General features: G+C 37.4%; 13 protein-coding genes. 11 read left to right on the top strand and 2 right to left on the bottom strand.

All coding sequences use genetic code 11. The features are described 5' to 3' along the window. The first annotated feature begins 555 nt into the window (after positions 1 to 555). From HOO91_05940 to HOO91_05900, 9 genes are all read left to right on the top strand, one after another. Positions 556 to 3,996, top strand: coding sequence for an isoleucine--tRNA ligase (locus HOO91_05940; GenBank protein ID NOU17082.1), 3,441 nt, complete (start codon positions 556 to 558; stop codon positions 3,994 to 3,996). A 50-nt stretch (positions 3,997 to 4,046) separates the two neighbouring features. Further along, the gene (locus HOO91_05935) at positions 4,047 to 4,424 is read left to right on the top strand and encodes a TraR/DksA family transcriptional regulator (protein ID NOU17081.1); all 378 of its coding nucleotides are present in this window, start codon (positions 4,047 to 4,049) and stop codon (positions 4,422 to 4,424) included. 109 nt (positions 4,425 to 4,533) lie between these two features. Then, entirely contained in the window at positions 4,534 to 5,172 is a 639-nt protein-coding gene (locus tag HOO91_05930) for a lipoprotein signal peptidase (GenBank protein ID NOU17080.1), read from the top strand. A gap of 350 nt (positions 5,173 to 5,522) precedes the next feature. After that, a complete protein-coding gene (locus HOO91_05925) occupies positions 5,523 to 6,095 on the top strand; it encodes a TetR/AcrR family transcriptional regulator (protein NOU17079.1) in 573 nt (190 codons plus the stop codon). 18 nt (positions 6,096 to 6,113) lie between these two features. Further along, positions 6,114 to 6,872, top strand: coding sequence for an outer membrane lipoprotein-sorting protein (locus tag HOO91_05920; GenBank protein NOU17078.1), 759 nt, complete (start codon positions 6,114 to 6,116; stop codon positions 6,870 to 6,872). 96 nt (positions 6,873 to 6,968) lie between these two features. Continuing rightward, complete coding sequence (locus HOO91_05915; protein ID NOU17077.1) at positions 6,969 to 8,387, top strand: ABC transporter permease; 1,419 nt, start codon at positions 6,969 to 6,971, stop codon at positions 8,385 to 8,387. An 84-nt stretch (positions 8,388 to 8,471) separates the two neighbouring features. Further along, positions 8,472 to 9,893 carry an ABC transporter permease gene (locus tag HOO91_05910; GenBank protein ID NOU17076.1) on the top strand — a complete coding sequence of 474 codons (1,422 nt, stop codon included), beginning with the start codon at positions 8,472 to 8,474 and terminating at the stop codon, positions 9,891 to 9,893. Between the two features lie 35 nt (positions 9,894 to 9,928). Further along, a complete protein-coding gene (locus HOO91_05905; GenBank protein ID NOU17075.1) occupies positions 9,929 to 10,624 on the top strand; it encodes an ABC transporter ATP-binding protein in 696 nt (231 codons plus the stop codon). 119 nt (positions 10,625 to 10,743) lie between these two features. Next, positions 10,744 to 11,889 carry a hypothetical protein gene (locus tag HOO91_05900; protein ID NOU17074.1) on the top strand — a complete coding sequence of 382 codons (1,146 nt, stop codon included), beginning with the start codon at positions 10,744 to 10,746 and terminating at the stop codon, positions 11,887 to 11,889. A gap of 282 nt (positions 11,890 to 12,171) precedes the next feature. Here HOO91_05900 and HOO91_05895 read toward each other — a convergent pair whose 3' ends face one another. Then, the gene (locus HOO91_05895) at positions 12,172 to 12,384 is read right to left on the bottom strand and encodes a hypothetical protein (protein ID NOU17073.1); all 213 of its coding nucleotides are present in this window, start codon (positions 12,382 to 12,384) and stop codon (positions 12,172 to 12,174) included. A gap of 266 nt (positions 12,385 to 12,650) precedes the next feature. Here HOO91_05895 and HOO91_05890 point away from each other — a divergent pair, with 266 nt between their 5' ends. Further along, positions 12,651 to 13,121, top strand: a complete 471-nt coding sequence (locus tag HOO91_05890) for a hypothetical protein (GenBank protein ID NOU17072.1) — start codon at positions 12,651 to 12,653, stop codon at positions 13,119 to 13,121. Between the two features lie 92 nt (positions 13,122 to 13,213). Here HOO91_05890 and HOO91_05885 read toward each other — a convergent pair whose 3' ends face one another. Next, positions 13,214 to 15,736 (bottom strand): PAS domain-containing protein, encoded by a 2,523-nt coding sequence (locus tag HOO91_05885; GenBank protein ID NOU17071.1) that lies wholly within the window; start codon positions 15,734 to 15,736, stop codon positions 13,214 to 13,216. 130 nt (positions 15,737 to 15,866) lie between these two features. Between HOO91_05885 and HOO91_05880 the strand changes: the two genes are divergently transcribed. Further along, positions 15,867 to 16,265, top strand: a complete 399-nt coding sequence (locus HOO91_05880) for a helix-turn-helix domain-containing protein (protein NOU17070.1) — start codon at positions 15,867 to 15,869, stop codon at positions 16,263 to 16,265. The last annotated feature ends 25 nt before the right edge of the window (positions 16,266 to 16,290 follow it).

The raw sequence follows: 16,290 nt of genomic DNA, 5'->3' as shown, positions 1-16,290 counted from the left end.
GTAGAAAATTCCTCTGCCAAAGGAGGAAATTGTTGCTCAGAGGGGGAAAATCCTCACTTGGAAGGAGGAAATTGTTGCTAAAAGGGAGGACGTCCTCATTTCAAACAAGAAAATCCTCATTCTGAACAAGGAATTCCTTACTCAAAGGGAGGAAATCCTAATTGCAAACAAGGAAATCCTCACTTCAAACAAGGACGTCCTCACTTTAAATGAGGATAACCCTGTTTTAATGGAGGAAATTGGTGCTCAGAGGAATCATCAAAGTTTAACCCTGTTCCCCAAAGTGTAAAAAAGCAACATGTATTATCGCATTTTGCGATAGTGAAACTAAGAAACAATTTATACACATTTTGCCACCTTGTGGCATTAAAACACAACCCTAAACGGGTATTAATAAAACATTTTAATTCAACAAATTAACCCCATAAACAGAGGGCTGGCAACGTAGGTTAATTAGCAAACATCTCTTAACCAACAATCTGTTTGATATTCTCATACAGAAACCTATCTTTGTGGGATTTTATTGCAAGGTACACTGTATAATAGTTAATTTGAATGAAACCTAAATTTCAAGAGTACAAAGGATTAGATTTGTCGCAGGTGAATAAAGACGTGCTGAAAACCTGGGATAAGAACAACACATTTCAAAAAAGTTTAACCACCCGTGAGGGTCACCCCGTGTTTGTTTTCTACGAGGGCCCGCCATCAGCAAATGGAATACCCGGTATTCACCACGTTATGGCGCGAGCAATTAAAGATATATTTTGCAGATATAAAACCCAAAAAGGATTTCTAGTTGACCGAAAAGCTGGTTGGGATACCCATGGATTGCCAGTTGAGCTTGGTGTTGAAAAAATGCTTGGGATAACCAAGGAGGATATTGGAACAAAAATATCAATCCAAGAATATAATGACGCCTGCAAAAAGGAGGTGATGAAATATACCGACCTATGGGAGGAACTTACCCATAAAATAGGGTATTGGGTCGATATGAAACATCCTTACATCACCTACGATAATAGGTATATCGAAACCCTATGGAATCTACTTCAAAAGCTATACGATAAAGGGCTGCTCTACAAAGGAAAAACCATTCAACCTTTTTCTCCAGCAGCAGGAACGGGCTTAAGTACCCATGAGCTTAACCAACCCGGTTGTTATCGGGATGTTAAAGACACCACGGCAGTTGCTCAGTTTAAGGTTATCCGTAACGATAAAAGCGAATTCCTTTTCCAAGGAATTAATACCGATTTACATATTCTTGCTTGGACTACTACCCCTTGGACATTACCCTCAAATACGGCATTGGCTGTTGGGCAAAACATCAAATACGTATTGGTTCAATCCTTTAACCCCTATAGCGGAAACCCAATCAATGTAATACTTGCCAAAGATCGTCTTGAAGCCTACTTCCCCGCCGCGAATGCAGAATTAAGGTTGGAGGAGTATAACCAAGGAGATAAAAGAATTCCATTTAAAATCGTTACAGAAATTCAAGGATCAAAACTTGCTGGAATTACTTATGAACAGCTCTTCCCTTGGGTAAAACCCGAAGGTGATGCGTTTAGAGTTGTTGTAGGTGATTTTGTTACCACTGAAGATGGAACAGGCGTAGTTCATATTGCACCAACCTTTGGTGCTGATGATGATCGAGTTGCAAAGGTTTCTGGTATTTCACCGCTAATCCTACGTGATAAAAACGGAAACCCAGAACCAATGGTCGACCGCCAAGGAAGATTTTATAGAATAGACGATCTCGATCCTGCATTTGTTCAAAATAACATCAACATCAACTTATACAAAGAATTTTCGGGACGATTTGTTAAAAACGAATACGATTCTACCTTAACCGAAACGGATACAACCCTTGATGTCGACTTGGCTGTTAACCTAAAGCAGCAGAATAAGGTATTCCGAATCGAAAAGCACATACACAGCTATCCACACTGCTGGCGTACCGATAAACCCGTGCTTTACTATCCGCTCGACAGTTGGTTTATTCGCACCACGGCATTAAAGGACAGAATGCTTGAGCTAAACAAAACGATTAACTGGAAACCGCAAAGCACAGGAACAGGAAGATTTGGAAAGTGGCTCGAGAATCTTGTTGATTGGAACCTATCCCGCTCACGTTTTTGGGGAACACCATTACCAATATGGGTTACCGAAGATCGTAGCGAAATGATTTGCATTGGTTCTGTTGCCCAGATGAAGGCCGAGTGTGAGAAAGCGGTTAAGGCTGGTTTTATGTCAGTTAATCCATTGGCAAAATATGCCGAAGGCGATTTCTCCGATTCAAATTATAGCTCATTCGACTTACATCGTCCATTCGTTGATAATGTTATACTCGTTTCCCCATCGGGCAAGAAAATGACCCGTGAAACAGATCTTATCGATGTTTGGTTCGATTCTGGGGCTATGCCTTACGCACAGGTTCATTACCCATTTGAGCATAAAGATAATTTCAGTGATGTTTTCCCCGCCGATTTTATTGCAGAAGGTGTTGACCAAACCCGTGGATGGTTCTTCACGTTACATGCAATATCAACCATGCTATTCGATTCTGTATCATATAAAAACATTATTTCAAATGGACTCGTTCTGGATAAGAGCGGCAATAAGATGAGTAAACGCTTAGGTAATGCCGTTGAACCATTTGAGGTAATTGAAAAATATGGCTCAGATCCTCTGCGTTGGTATATGATAACAAACTCACAACCTTGGGATAACCTTAAGTTTGATATCGAGGGCGTTGACGAGGTGAAACGTAAATTCTTTGGTACACTTTATAACACCTATTCATTTTTCGCACTATACGCCAATATTGATGGATTCACATTCGAGGAGGCTGAAATACCTGTTAACGAACGTCCTGAGATTGATAGATGGGTTATTTCATTATTAAACACATTGATTAAAGAGGTTGAGGATGCCTATGAAAACTATGAGCCAACAAGGGCGGGTAGAGCAATTCAGGATTTTGTATCGGAGCATTTAAGTAACTGGTATGTACGTTTGAACCGCAGACGTTTCTGGGGCGGCGAATTCAGTAAAGATAAAATTGCTGCATACCAAACGCTTTATACCTGCATTGAGACCGTGACTCAGCTTGCAGCGCCAATTGCACCATTCTATACCGATCGGCTATTTATCGATTTGAATAAAGTTTCGGGTAAGCATAAGGATGATAGCGTTCATCTATCAACCTATCCCAAATACGATATGGCCTTGATCGATAAAGATCTTGAGGAAAAAATGGAAATAGCACAGAGCGTTAGTTCAATGGTGTTAGGCTTACGCCGCAAGGTAAGCATCAAGGTTCGTCAGCCATTGAGCAAAATCATGGTTCCAATCCTCGACGATAATTTTAAACGTCAGCTATCCGCCATTGAACATCTTATCCTTTCTGAGGTTAATGTAAAGGAACTCGAATATCTTGTGGACACTTCGGGAATTTTGGTTAAAAAGATAAAACCAAACTTTAAGGAGTTGGGTCCGCGTTTTGGAAAATCGATGAAATCTATATCTGCTTCAGTAGCAAATATGACTCAGAAAGATATTTCAACGCTTGAAAGCAATGGTATTTTCACCCTTAATATCCCTGAAGGCTCAATAGAGATTGGTATTAAGGATGTTGACATCCTCTCAGAGGATATTCCTGGCTGGCTGGTTGCTAACGAGGGAAGATTTACAGTAGCTCTTGATATTAAAATAACCGAAGAGCTTCGTAATGAGGGTATTGCGCGTGAACTTATTAACAGAATTCAAAATTTACGAAAAGATGCGGGTTTTGATGTAACAGATAAGATTCATATCAGTATACTGAAACACAATGCAATTAATAAAGCGGTTGAAATTCACCGCGATTATATTGCAAGTCAAACCTTAGCAAAAGAGATTATTTTGGTTGATATTGAGCCAAAGGGAGCATTTACAAACATTGAGATTGATACAGATATAAATACTGCAATTAAAGTTGATAAGATTGCTGTATAAGCTTGGTTTATTCATATTAATTTTCATATTTTTAAGCAAAATTTAGAGTTATGGCAGAAAAAACAAGATACTCTGATGAAGAGTTGGCAGAATTCAAAGAGATTATTCTGCAAAAGCTCGATAAGGCACGTAATGATTACGAAACTCTTAAGAGTGCTATTACCATGAGTGAAAGCAACGATACTCAAGATACCTCACCCACATTTAAAGTACTTGAGGAAGGTGCGGCTACCTTATCAAAGGAGGAAGCAGGGAAGTTGGCTCAGAGACAAATTAAATTTATACAACATCTTGAGTCTGCCCTAGTTCGCATCGAAAATAAAACCTATGGTATTTGTCGAGAAACTGGTAAACTGATTGCAAAGGAGAGACTGCGTGCTGTTCCACATGCAACACTTAGCATCAATGCTAAAAATAACCAGCGATAAGAAATCTTTGCTAAAAGCATTAAGGTGATCGGATCTTTCCGATCACTTTTTTTTATAGTTTTGCCCAGTAAATATTACATCAAAACCATTTTTTACCAACAACATTAAAATGAAAATATCATTAAGAAATAAATCAATCCTTCTAATCCTTTTAATCCTTTTTCTGGACCAGCTGCTTAAATTTTGGATAAAAACCCATATGATTGAGGGGCAAGGGTTTTCTGTTATTGGGAATTGGTTTATCATTCATTTTACCGAGAACCCCGGAATGGCCTTTGGAATCGAATTTTGGGGTGGTTCTGGGAAACTTTTCCTAAGTCTATTCAGAATTGCAGCCAGTTGTGCAATGGGATACTACATATATCTCCTAATTAAACAAAAAGCGAATACCGGATTAGTTTTAGGAATATCTGCAATATTAGCAGGGGCAATAGGAAACTTAATTGATAGCGCATTTTACGGTTTGATATTCAATGATTCTATCTCTGGCGTAGCAACATTTCTTCCAGAAGGTGGCGGATACGCCTCTTTCCTTCATGGGAGAGTTGTAGATATGCTCTACTTCCCAATTATTAACACTACCTACCCCGAATGGTTTCCTTGGGTAGGCGGTCAACATTTTGTTTTTTTTAGTCCTGTCTTTAATCTTGCTGATTCAGCAATAACAACTGGGGTATTCTACCTTTTGATATTTCAGCGTAAGGTCTTATTAGGGAAATCTGAAAAGCAAACTCAAGATATAGCGTAAGACATTTTCTATATCTTGTTCAAGGTGTCTTTATCTCAGATTAGCTACCTCTTTAGAAATTGTTTTGCATGAATTAGCCTTTTTCTTAATTGGAGTTTCACCAAATTCCTAGAGTGAAACCCATCAAAGAAAATAGCGCAATATACATTCCTGCATCAATTGCCAATAATTTTATCGAACGATTGGCAAATAAATTACAACGAAATTATTCTCAAAAAATTTACTCCGAAAATTTGCATTCGGATTCCAACCATTTTAACTTTGACCGACCGTTCATTTAATTATAAATAGTTATATAAAAAGAGGTTAATTTCATAAATAATCTTTTGTTGAATGAATAATCATACAACATGTCGCCTCGAACAACATCTCAGAACAAACAAATAAGACAGGTAAAGCGAAAGCAGATAATGGATGCTGCGCTCGAACTTTTTGCAAATGTTGGATTCCATCCTACAAGCGTTAGTGAGATTGCCAAACAAGCAGGAATCTCAAAAGGTTTGATGTATAACTACTTCAACAGCAAGGTTGATCTCCTACTAAGCATCCTGATTGAGGGGTATGACAGGATGATTGTATCCTTTGATCCTAATCATAACGGAGTGCTTACGCGTGATGAAATGATTCTTTTTGTTACTGATATTCTAGAACAAATTAAATCGGATCCGAATTACTGGAAGCTATACTTTTCGGTTATGATGCAGCCTACAGGGAACACCATTTTCCATAATGAGTTAAAAGAGATTAGCGCACCGTTCTTCGAGATTCTGATTAGGTACTTTGAGTCTGCCGGTAAACCAAATCCTGAGGCTGAAACCCTGCTTTTTCACTCGATGCTTGATGGAATCTGTATCAATTACTTATATCATAAAAACTACCCAATTAAGGAGATCCGACAGCTTATAATTGAAAGATTTGTTTAACGTATAATATTTTGATATATGACCATTCTACGTATTATATCTATTCTTCTTGCACTTGGAATTTCATCAAACAGCATCTCCCAACAATTATCCGCAACCGATATCGTTAAACGAGCTGACGATAAGATGCGTGGTGAGAAATCGAGTTACAGCGTAATGTCGATGAAGATAGTTAGGCCAACATGGGAGCGTACAATCTCTTTTAAGAGTTGGGGCAAAGGAACGGAACTATCGTTGGTTTACATCACCGCTCCTGCAAAGGATAAAGGACAATCATTTCTTAAGTTGAATAGGGAAATGTGGAGCTGGAATCCAAGCATTAATAGAACTATTAAACTTCCAACCTCAATGCTTTCGCAGGGCTGGATGGGCTCCGATTTTACCAATGATGATCTTTTGAATCAGCGTTCAATCGTTGTTGACTACACACATGAAATTGTTGGAGAAGAAACTGTTTCTGAGGAGTTATGCTATAAGATTTTACTTAAACCAAAACCCGATGCACCAGTGGTTTGGGGAAAAATTGAAATGTGGATATCAAAAAAACATGACATAATCCTCAAAACGGAATACTATGATGAGGATCAATACTTAGTAAAATCAGAGATAGGAAAAAATATAAAGGAGATGAGTGGTCGTTATATGCCAACAACGTTTGAGCTGATCCCCGCTGAAAACGAGGGTAATAAAACAATAATAACAATTGATGAGATAAAATTTGACATTCCAATTGAGAATTCTTTTTTTTCTCAACAGAACATGCAAAGAATTAGATAAACACTATCCCTTAATTGGGCTAAAAAACACTTTCTCATCGAAGGGTTGTGGGAAAAACCAAAGATTAATAATAGCCGCTTTTATAAACAGTCAGTTATGGATTTACTTAAAATAGCTTGGCGGAACCTATGGCGAAATAAGCGACGAACAGCAATAACTGTTGCATCTATACTATTTGCTGTATTCTTCGCTATTTCCATGCGTTCAATGCAGCTTGGCTCCTACAATCAAATGATTAAAAGCATGATCAAATCCTTCACGGGATTTCTTCAGGTTCAGCAGGTGGACTATCAGGATGATCCTTCGCTTGAAAACACCTTCGAATGTACAAATCAATTCTTAACAGATTTAGAGAATACCCCAGGAATACAGGCTGCTGTACCAAGAGTTGAAACATTTGCCCTTGTATCCTCCGGCTCGCTCACCAAAGGAGCTCTTATTATAGGGATAGATCCTGAAAGGGAGAAAAACCTCTCAAACCCCAAAAATCTTCTTGTTCGCTATAGAATTACACAAGAGAGCATTGATAAACTTAAGGTTGATAATCGTTTACCAATTGAGGTTCGACAAAAGTTGGGAGATATACTCAATAACTCCTATTCTAACACTGGCACAATTGCCACGGATCTTGGTTTGGATAAGGTTAAGCAAAAGGATTTACTAAACATTATTGCTTCAGCATCACCTTTTTCAGGAAAATATTTAGACGGTAACGACAATGGCGTTTTGGTTTCAGATCGACTTGCAAAATACCTAAAACTATCCATTGGTGATTCGTTGATCCTGATGGGACAAGGATATCATGGTTCAACAGCGGCAGGACTTTATCCTGTGCGAGGAATCGTGAGATTTGCTAATCCTGAACTCGACAATAAGTTGATTTATATGACACTCGCTTCGGCTCAGAACTTTGCAAGTCTCGAAAATAATGTAACTACGATTGCTATCAACCTGAACGATAACTCGGATGAGGCAATGCTGGCAATGCAAAAGACCTTGAACAGCAAATTTTCCAGCTCGAAAATAGTTGTAAAGAATTGGAATCAGTTCAATAGAGTGCTGATGCAGCAAATTCAAAGTGATAACCAAAGCGGGAAAGCATTTTTGGTTTTGCTATACTTCATCATCTTCTTTGGCATATTTGGAACAGTGCTAATGATGATATATGAGCGGTATCACGAATTTGGCGTCCTTGTCGCCATTGGAATGCGGAAGACAAAACTTGCCCTAATCATGATTTACGAATTGTTTCTAATAGGATTAATAGGGGTTGTATCTGGGACCGCAATGAGCATTCCCTTGATATATATTTTGCACAATAACCCCATTCACTTAACTGGTGATATGGCACAAGCAATGGAGGATATGGGATTTGAACCTCTATTGCCTTTGGCATGGTTCGATAGTTATATCTTTTGGCAGGGGTTTGTGGTAATGCTGATGGTTATGCTATCGTGCATTTACCCATTACGGAAAGTGTTAAAACTAAAAGAAGCGGAAGCTTTAAGATCATGAATCAAGCACTTAAAGTGAACTAAAGTTGAGATTTTTTCAACTTTAGGCACTCGAAGTACTCAAGGCACTCTAACTTTTTAAACTATGATATTGTCTATTGGTTGGAAAAATGTATGGAGGAATAAAACCAGAAGTCTGGTTGTTATCATCGCGCTGGTGCTCGGGATCTTTGGAGGAGTAATGACCACGGGAATCATGAATGGTTGGATTGCCCAACGTGTTCACGATTGCATATACATCGAGGTTTCCCATACCCAGATACATAACCCACAATTCATGCTAAATGAAGACATACAATATACCGTCCTTAACTACGATAAGGTATTACACACTCTTGATACGGCGAAAGGTGTTATTGCCTATTCTCCAAGGGTTAAACTATTCGCAATGGTGCAAAGCGATTGGGCTGCATCAGGATTGGTAATCAGAGGGATTGATCCTGAGAAAGAAAAAAAGGTTTCTGAGGTTTATAAGAGATTGATTGAAGGCGAATATCTAGGTGGAAACTATAAAATACCATCGATTATAATTGGAAGTAAAGCGGCTGAATCATTAAAACTGCTGAACTATCAGGTAACAGCTCAAAAATTAGATTCTATTGATAAATCTTTGTACCCCAAAACAATTATTGAAAAACTAAAAGGCATTGGAGATAAACGATTCCGTAAAGATAAAGATTTTAAAGTTGCATTGAAGGAAACGCTCGAACAGAAGGATTTTGACAAGTATGCCGATAGATTGACGAAATACTTCTCGTTTTACAGGATGAATACCAGCATAAGGCTTACCGTGCAAGCAAAAAATGGAACCATTCAGAACCCCGTCTTTAAGGTTAGGGGCATTTACAAAACCAGCAACTTGATGTATGATGGGATGAATGCATTCGTTGATAGAAAAGCCCTAAACCAGTTCACCGGTCTAAGCGATAGCGAGGTACAAGAGATTGCAATTATTAGCAACGATAACGAAACGGGCATAATTGCAGGAGAGAAACTTGCTAAGGATTTTCCCGAAAACAGCGTATTCACATGGCGAAAACTTTCCCCTGAAATTGCTATGTACACTGATTTTATGTGGTTTATAGGTTATATATATGTTGGAATATTCCTATTCGCATTAGCTTTTGGTATTATCAACACCATGCTGATGTCGGTTTTGGAACGCTTTAAGGAGTTGGGAATGCTCATGGCAATTGGTATGAACAGGGTTAAAATCTTCGCCATGATAATGCTCGAATCGGTATTCCTTTCGCTCACAGGAGGGGTAATTGGCTTACTAATTAGCGGAGTTGCAACAAACATGCTCAGCAAATCGGGAATAAATTTTAGTTTTTGGTCTGAAGGATTAGAATCAATTGGATTTTCATCAACGATATACCCAAATGTAACTTTTGACAACTATCTTATCGTAACGCTACTTGTAATCATAACAGGAATGGTTGCTTCGATTTGGCCTGCCCGAAGGGCTTTGAAATTGAATCCGGCAGACGCACTACGAAATGAATAAAGTAAAATGAAAAGAAGGACACTGAAACCTAATTTATGAAAGTAATAGAACTAAAAAACGTCGAAAAGACATATAACGACTCCGAGGTAAAGGTTCATGCTGTTAGAGGCGTTGATCTTACCTTCGAGGAAGGCGAATTTACGGCGATTGTTGGTCCGTCAGGATCGGGGAAAACAACCTTGCTAAACATGCTAGGAGGTTTAGATAAACCTACATCGGGGGAGATAATGATTGGAGGAATACGTATCAGCGATCTCAAAGGATCAAAACTGATTGATTTTAGACTCCATAATATTGGTTTTGTATTCCAATCATACAACCTAATACCCGTACTAACTGCAAAAGAAAACGTTGAGTTTATAATGCAGATGCAAGGAGTACCAAATAAGCAGAGATATCAACGGGCAAAAGAACTTCTTGAATCGGTAGGATTGGGCGACCGTCTCAACAGTAGACCCTCTAAACTATCTGGAGGACAGCAGCAGAGGGTTGCAGTGGCAAGAGCCTTAGCCTCAAAGCCAAAATTCATCCTTGCTGATGAACCAACTGCTAACCTTGATACTCAATCCACTGAAAATTTACTGGACATCATGGAGAAGCTTAACCATGAAGCAGGGATGACCTTTATATTCTCAACTCATGACCAGCGGGTCGTAAACAAAGCACATCGAGTGATAACGCTAGAGGATGGTGCTGTAAAAAGCGATATTAAGGGAGATCCTCATAAGTAATAGTTTAGGTTCAGATTGATATGAATAAGATTAAAGATATCTCGCAAAGAGCGCAAAATTTTTCGCAAAGAATGCGAAGACATACACCCTTTGCGAAATTTTGCGTAAACTCTTCATTTTTGTTTACCTTATTTATTTTTTCTACCACAAAACAAACTCAAGCGCAGGAACCCACAAAATTTGAATTTAAAGGGTATATCAAGGACATACAAAATGTTTTTATCCCCAAATCCGATTCATTATACTGGTTTTCCGATAATACAATTGAAAACAGACTTCAGCTTAAATACTATCCAAAAAATTGGTTAACCGCAGATTTTCAGGTAAGAAATCGTTTTATGTACGGTGATTTTGTAAAGTCGATACCTGGATATAAGGATTATATTAATCAGCATATAGGATACTTTGACATGTTGGTTCCTTGGGGAAGCAACAAATCATTCCTTGCTCTTAGCGAAATTGATCGGTTGAATGTAATGATGAATTTTGATAAATGGCAAATCACACTGGGTCGTCAACGGGTTAACTGGGGTATTGACCTAATATGGAACCCTAATGACATTTTCAATGCATACTCTTATTTTAACTTTGAATATGTTGAACGCCCCGGTATCGATGCTGTCAGCATAAAATATTATACAGGAATTACATCCTTTGCTGAGGTTGTTTACCAAGTTGAGAAAAACTACGATAAAACATCGTATGCTGGGCTGTACCGCTTCAATACTCATGCATATGACATACAGTTTCTAGCAGGTAAAATGAAAACTGATTTGGTAGCAGGATTGGGATGGAGCGGAAAATTTGGGCAAGCAGCTTTTAGGGGAGAAACCAGCTATTTTCGATCATATAAATCGCTTTCCGATTCTACTGGAATATTGGTTTCATCAATATCAATGGATTACTCATTCCCTAATACTTTATACCTTCAGGGAGGCTTTCTCTTCAACTCCAATGGAGCAACCAAGAACATTGCCAGCCTAGATCTGTTTGGACAGCAGCCAACAAGCCCCAAAACTTTAAGCAAGGGGAAGTATAATCTTTTTGCCCAATCCTCCGTTCAACTTACACCGCTAATTACCCCAGGTTTTGCTGTAATGTTTAACCTTTCGGATTACTCGGCATTTGTTAGCCCATCGGTTACATTATCTGTTGCTGAAAACTTTGACTTTAGCACTGTGGGCATGCTTTTTCTGGGTAAAGAGAATACGGAATATAAGAATATAGGGCAAATGGTTTATGTGAAATTTAACTGGAGTTTTTAATACCTAACGTGAGCTCGATATAATAAATGTAATAATATACTCATTTGCAGAGACATATAATTATTTAGTATGATAATGGAAGGTTGGAATAATGGAGAACAAGAGGTTAGATTTTTGCTTGTATCTTCCATTTTTCCATTTTTCCACTATTCCTTTGATTCAAATAAAATAAATTGATTGATATATAGATTAATACATTGTTTCTTACGTCGAACTGACGTTACCTAATTATTTTATGCTAATTAAAAACGACAGTTTTTTAGGATTATACCGAAAAGGAAATTAGTCTTTTAATGAATGTTTCTTTGACGTTCTATTATCTTGCAGTTCGGATTTAAAGAAAGATTCTGTATTATCTATAACCTCCCTTAATCGTTTAAAATCGGAGGGGGTTATTATACCGGAAGCAACAATTGTGCATTGATGATGATTATTTTCATCTTGAATAAAACTCTCCATGAGTTCCGGAGCAGCAATTTTAACATGGATATTCATAGATTAGTTATTATTGTTAAATAAAGTGTTTATTCTTTCTGCCGTTTCATGAATTTGCCTTATCAAAACATTATTGCGGTTAGAGTATTTACCAAGATTATTGTTTAGTACCATACTTACGTACTGAGAGGAGCAGTTACATGTTTTTGCAATTGCTTGATAGTACCCATAAAATGGGACTTTTGACTTAATTTTTGCTATAGTCATAAAAATTATCGTAACTTTGTTTAATACATAGTTACAAATATACATTACAAATTGCGATTATGCAAGAAAAATTATCAAAAAATGCGATAATATCCATAATTGAAAGATTAAGAGTTTATTATCAAGTAGATACGGATACATCGCTTGCTAGTTTTCTGGGTGTTAGACAGAATACTATATCCTCGTGGAGGTCGAGAAGTGCGATTGACTTCGAATTAATAATCACAAAGTGCGATAATATTAACTTGAATTGGTTGTTCTTTGAGGAGGGACCTGTTTATAGGAGAGATATGAACTCAAATACACCAAATAATCAATCCAATGGCCTGAGCAATATGCTTTTAAAGCAAACTATTTCCGAAAAAGAGGAAAAGATAGAGAGTTTGAATAGGGAGATTGGGAAACTTCAAAATCAAATAGAGTCATTAAAAAAGATAAACCCAACACTCGAATTCCAGGAGGCCGCAGAAAATAAAATTGCACCGGTGGAGTACGTGCAACCGAAAGGGAAGAAAAAAACGACCAAGTAATTAAACTTATTAGAAATCAGTTAAATGATACTTATAAGGTTGCTCTACCTTAATAAATAATCTTTTCCGTAATTTTACTTCAAAAGGAGAGTTTAGACTCCCTCACCATCCAGCAGGGCTATCCCTGAAAATCCGACCAATCTGGAATCATGACATTTTGGGGTAGCCCAAATATGAAGTATTTTCCTATTTCTGTTTAATGGATTTACATCTAAGCGAACAGGATCCATACATTGCTTATTAACCAAGCGGTTTCGCAGAACGCTCATTAAGAATATTTCAGTTTCGGGGAAAAGTGTTTGAATCATTATTCCTTTAGAAACATCATCTTTGTTGACTTTAAAGAAGTTACAACCCGTTTGATTTAGGAATTCTATCCGACCAGTTAATGTTATTTCGAATATAATATGAGGGAGCATATCGGTAAGTTCATGAAAACGATGCTCGTTTCTAACCAATTGTACATGAGCCCTCTCTCTTTCATATGAGAATGATATTAGATTCGCTATAGTTTTTAGAAGTTCTACTTCCATTTTGTCCCATTCCTTTGGTTCGTTATACTCATCAAAGCCAAGGAATCCAATGAGATTATACTCCACCTGAATAGGGAACATTAAACATGACTTACTACCTTGTGAGATCATCATTTCTGAAAGATCCGAGGGCATGTCCCGAAGCAAATCATTTGAGAAGTAAACCTCTTTTCCTTCAATCCACTCAAGGATCATATCAAGCGGTATCTTTTGGAGGTTTTCTATTTGAGGTTCAATGTCTTCGTTACACCACTCAAAGGTATTAGATGTAGTTTTTTGATCAGGGCTATTTTCTAGAATATAAATACGACTAGCATTTGTGAAAAACCCTAGTTTTGTTAATACTTCGTTGATTTTTATTTTGAAGTATTCGTTTGTATTTAGTGTGTAGGATATTTCAGAGAGAAGTTCGTTGAGAGCTAGGTTTCTTAAAAGTTCTTCGCGGTGAAGGATATGCTCCATTTCCACATTTTTTTGGAAAGTAATATCGGTAATTGTCCCAGTGAGCCTTAATATTTTTCCCACAGTATTTCGTATGGCTTTATTTTTTGAATGAATCCAGATATGGTTACCATCTTTTTTTTGAATTCTAAAAACAAGATCAAGGGTATCTCCAGATTTTTGAAATTTCTCAACTTTAGATACGGTGGCTTCCTTATCATCTGGGTGAATCATACCAATCAACACATCTCCATTCGGTTCAATTTCCCAAGGACGATAGCCAAGTAGCTGAAAGGCCATTGGGGAGTAGTATTTTTCACCAGTTTCAACATCAACATCCCAAATACCAACCCTGCCTGCATTCAGTGCTAATTTTAAACGTTCATCACTTTTCTCTAATTTAATTCGAGATGTTTGGCTTTCTGTGATATCCTTTACTGTTATTGCTATTTTTTTCCCAGCACTTGTTGATATTGAAAAGATAGTATTTTGAATAATTTTTCTTTCACCATTATATAGGGTGAGTTGGGTTTCGAGTGTTTTTCCCTCCAAAGGATTGATTCCGGTATGCGAAATTTTGTCGAAAACATCCTTAAAAGTCTTGAGATATGAATTCAAGCCATGAGTACCCAAAGTAATTTGGCCTTGTACATCCCATAGGTAGTAACCAATTGCCTGACTACGCTTAATTAAGGTTATTTTTTCTTGAGCAGGATTCCATTCTTTTATTATTCCATTCTGATCAATAATAATTAAGCCATCGTGAGTATTAGAAATTAATCCTTCTAGGGTTTTTCGATTCTCGTTCTTTTCAACCTCAATCCTCTTTTTTTCATCAATATTCATATTTACTCCAACCATACGAACGGGAACTCCCATTTTATCCCATTCAACCACGCGACCAATACACCAAAGCCAAACATAGACTCCTTTTTTGGATAAGGCAAGGTACTCTTGTTGGAAGTTACTCTGATTGCCTTTCTTTATATTACTCTCCAAATTTTCAAATGATGAGGCATAATCAGGATGGATTAAGGATAACCATTTTTCATAGGTGGCTTTAAACTCATTGGGCTTGTAACCTAAAAGAGTGAATGAATCCTCGCTTATGTAAGTTTCATTTGATCGAAAATTAAACTCCCATACACCCTGTTCTGTACCTTTTAACGCTAATTGAAGTCGAGCATCTTCGCCTTTAGGCAAAAAATCTGTTTTTTCTTCGGCTTTGTCAATATCAGCAAGCATCATCAGCAATGAGGACTTTCCCTTCCAAATGCACCTTTTTATGCGGGGAACATACCAAGTATCGGATCCACTTTTTGATCCAATTTTCACCAATAGCTGCTCCGAAGAGGGTTTTCGCATGGTTACGGCTATTGCCAAAAAATTGCGAAAAGGGGCTTGCTGGTTGGTCGTAAATAGTTCATCTATTGTTTTAGTGGACAGTTCTTTTGAAGTAAAACCAAAACGTATAATTGCTCTTCGGTTCGCGAAAACAACCATATTATCAGCAATTACAACCAAAAGTTGTTCGCTACCATCTAGGATGGACTTTAGCAATAGGTCAAGTAGTTTTGTGTTTTCCTTAATTAGATTAGAAAAACGCTTTACTTTTTCCACTTTTTTCTTGCCAGGGTTCATTTTAAAACTTTTCAAAATCAGACGCCTAATTTACTAAATTGTTGAAATTTTAAGTATATTTCCAAAAGATTTTATAATTATCTATTATTTTTGTTTTTTTGATCAGTACTTAATAAAAAAAAGAGAATACATGTCGGAGAATGAAAGATTAAAGGAAATTCGCAAATCGCTTGAACTTACACAGCGAGAATTTTCTGATGCTCTTGATATTAAGCAGGGTTCTTATTCTGATGTTGAAAGGGGTAAGGCTGGTATCTCGGCAGTGCTTCTTAAAAACCTTATCCGGAGATTTCGGATAAATCCCCTTTGGTTATGCGAAGGAGAGGGAGCAATGTTTATTGATAAGCCGGATGAAATATCAAAATTCTCTCCTAATCGTATTTCCAGAAATAGTGGGATACCACTTCAAAAGAGCGTAGATAAAAATTATTTAATCGAGTTACAGGAACAAGTAGAACAACTTGAACTTCAACAGGATAATCTCGAGAATCTAAAATCAATAATTGAATTCCTTAAGAAAGGGGAATAAACGCTCTTCAAAAGTATAATTGTTG

This window comes from Bacteroidales bacterium, from assembly GCA_013141385.1.
GTDB lineage: Bacteria > Bacteroidota > Bacteroidia > Bacteroidales > Tenuifilaceae > UBA8529.
Note: the sequence above shows the minus strand (reverse complement) of the source record. Positions and strands in the feature narration are given on the sequence as shown.

Excerpts from the sequence above, each read along its gene's own strand:
- HOO91_05925 (NOU17079.1), top strand. The coding sequence starts at position 5,523 with ATGTCGCCTCGAACAACATCTCAGAACAAACAAATAAGACAGGTAAAG.
- HOO91_05880 (NOU17070.1), top strand. The coding sequence starts at position 15,867 with ATGTCGGAGAATGAAAGATTAAAGGAAATTCGCAAATCGCTTGAACTT.
- HOO91_05890 (NOU17072.1), top strand. The coding sequence starts at position 12,651 with ATGCAAGAAAAATTATCAAAAAATGCGATAATATCCATAATTGAAAGA.
- HOO91_05940 (NOU17082.1), top strand. The coding sequence starts at position 556 with ATGAAACCTAAATTTCAAGAGTACAAAGGATTAGATTTGTCGCAGGTG.
- HOO91_05920 (NOU17078.1), top strand. The coding sequence starts at position 6,114 with ATGACCATTCTACGTATTATATCTATTCTTCTTGCACTTGGAATTTCA.
- HOO91_05885 (NOU17071.1), bottom strand. The coding sequence starts at position 15,736 with ATGAACCCTGGCAAGAAAAAAGTGGAAAAAGTAAAGCGTTTTTCTAAT.
- HOO91_05930 (NOU17080.1), top strand. The coding sequence starts at position 4,534 with ATGAAAATATCATTAAGAAATAAATCAATCCTTCTAATCCTTTTAATC.
- HOO91_05895 (NOU17073.1), bottom strand. The coding sequence starts at position 12,384 with ATGAATATCCATGTTAAAATTGCTGCTCCGGAACTCATGGAGAGTTTT.
- HOO91_05910 (NOU17076.1), top strand. The coding sequence starts at position 8,472 with ATGATATTGTCTATTGGTTGGAAAAATGTATGGAGGAATAAAACCAGA.
- HOO91_05915 (NOU17077.1), top strand. The coding sequence starts at position 6,969 with ATGGATTTACTTAAAATAGCTTGGCGGAACCTATGGCGAAATAAGCGA.
- HOO91_05935 (NOU17081.1), top strand. The coding sequence starts at position 4,047 with ATGGCAGAAAAAACAAGATACTCTGATGAAGAGTTGGCAGAATTCAAA.
- HOO91_05905 (NOU17075.1), top strand. The coding sequence starts at position 9,929 with ATGAAAGTAATAGAACTAAAAAACGTCGAAAAGACATATAACGACTCC.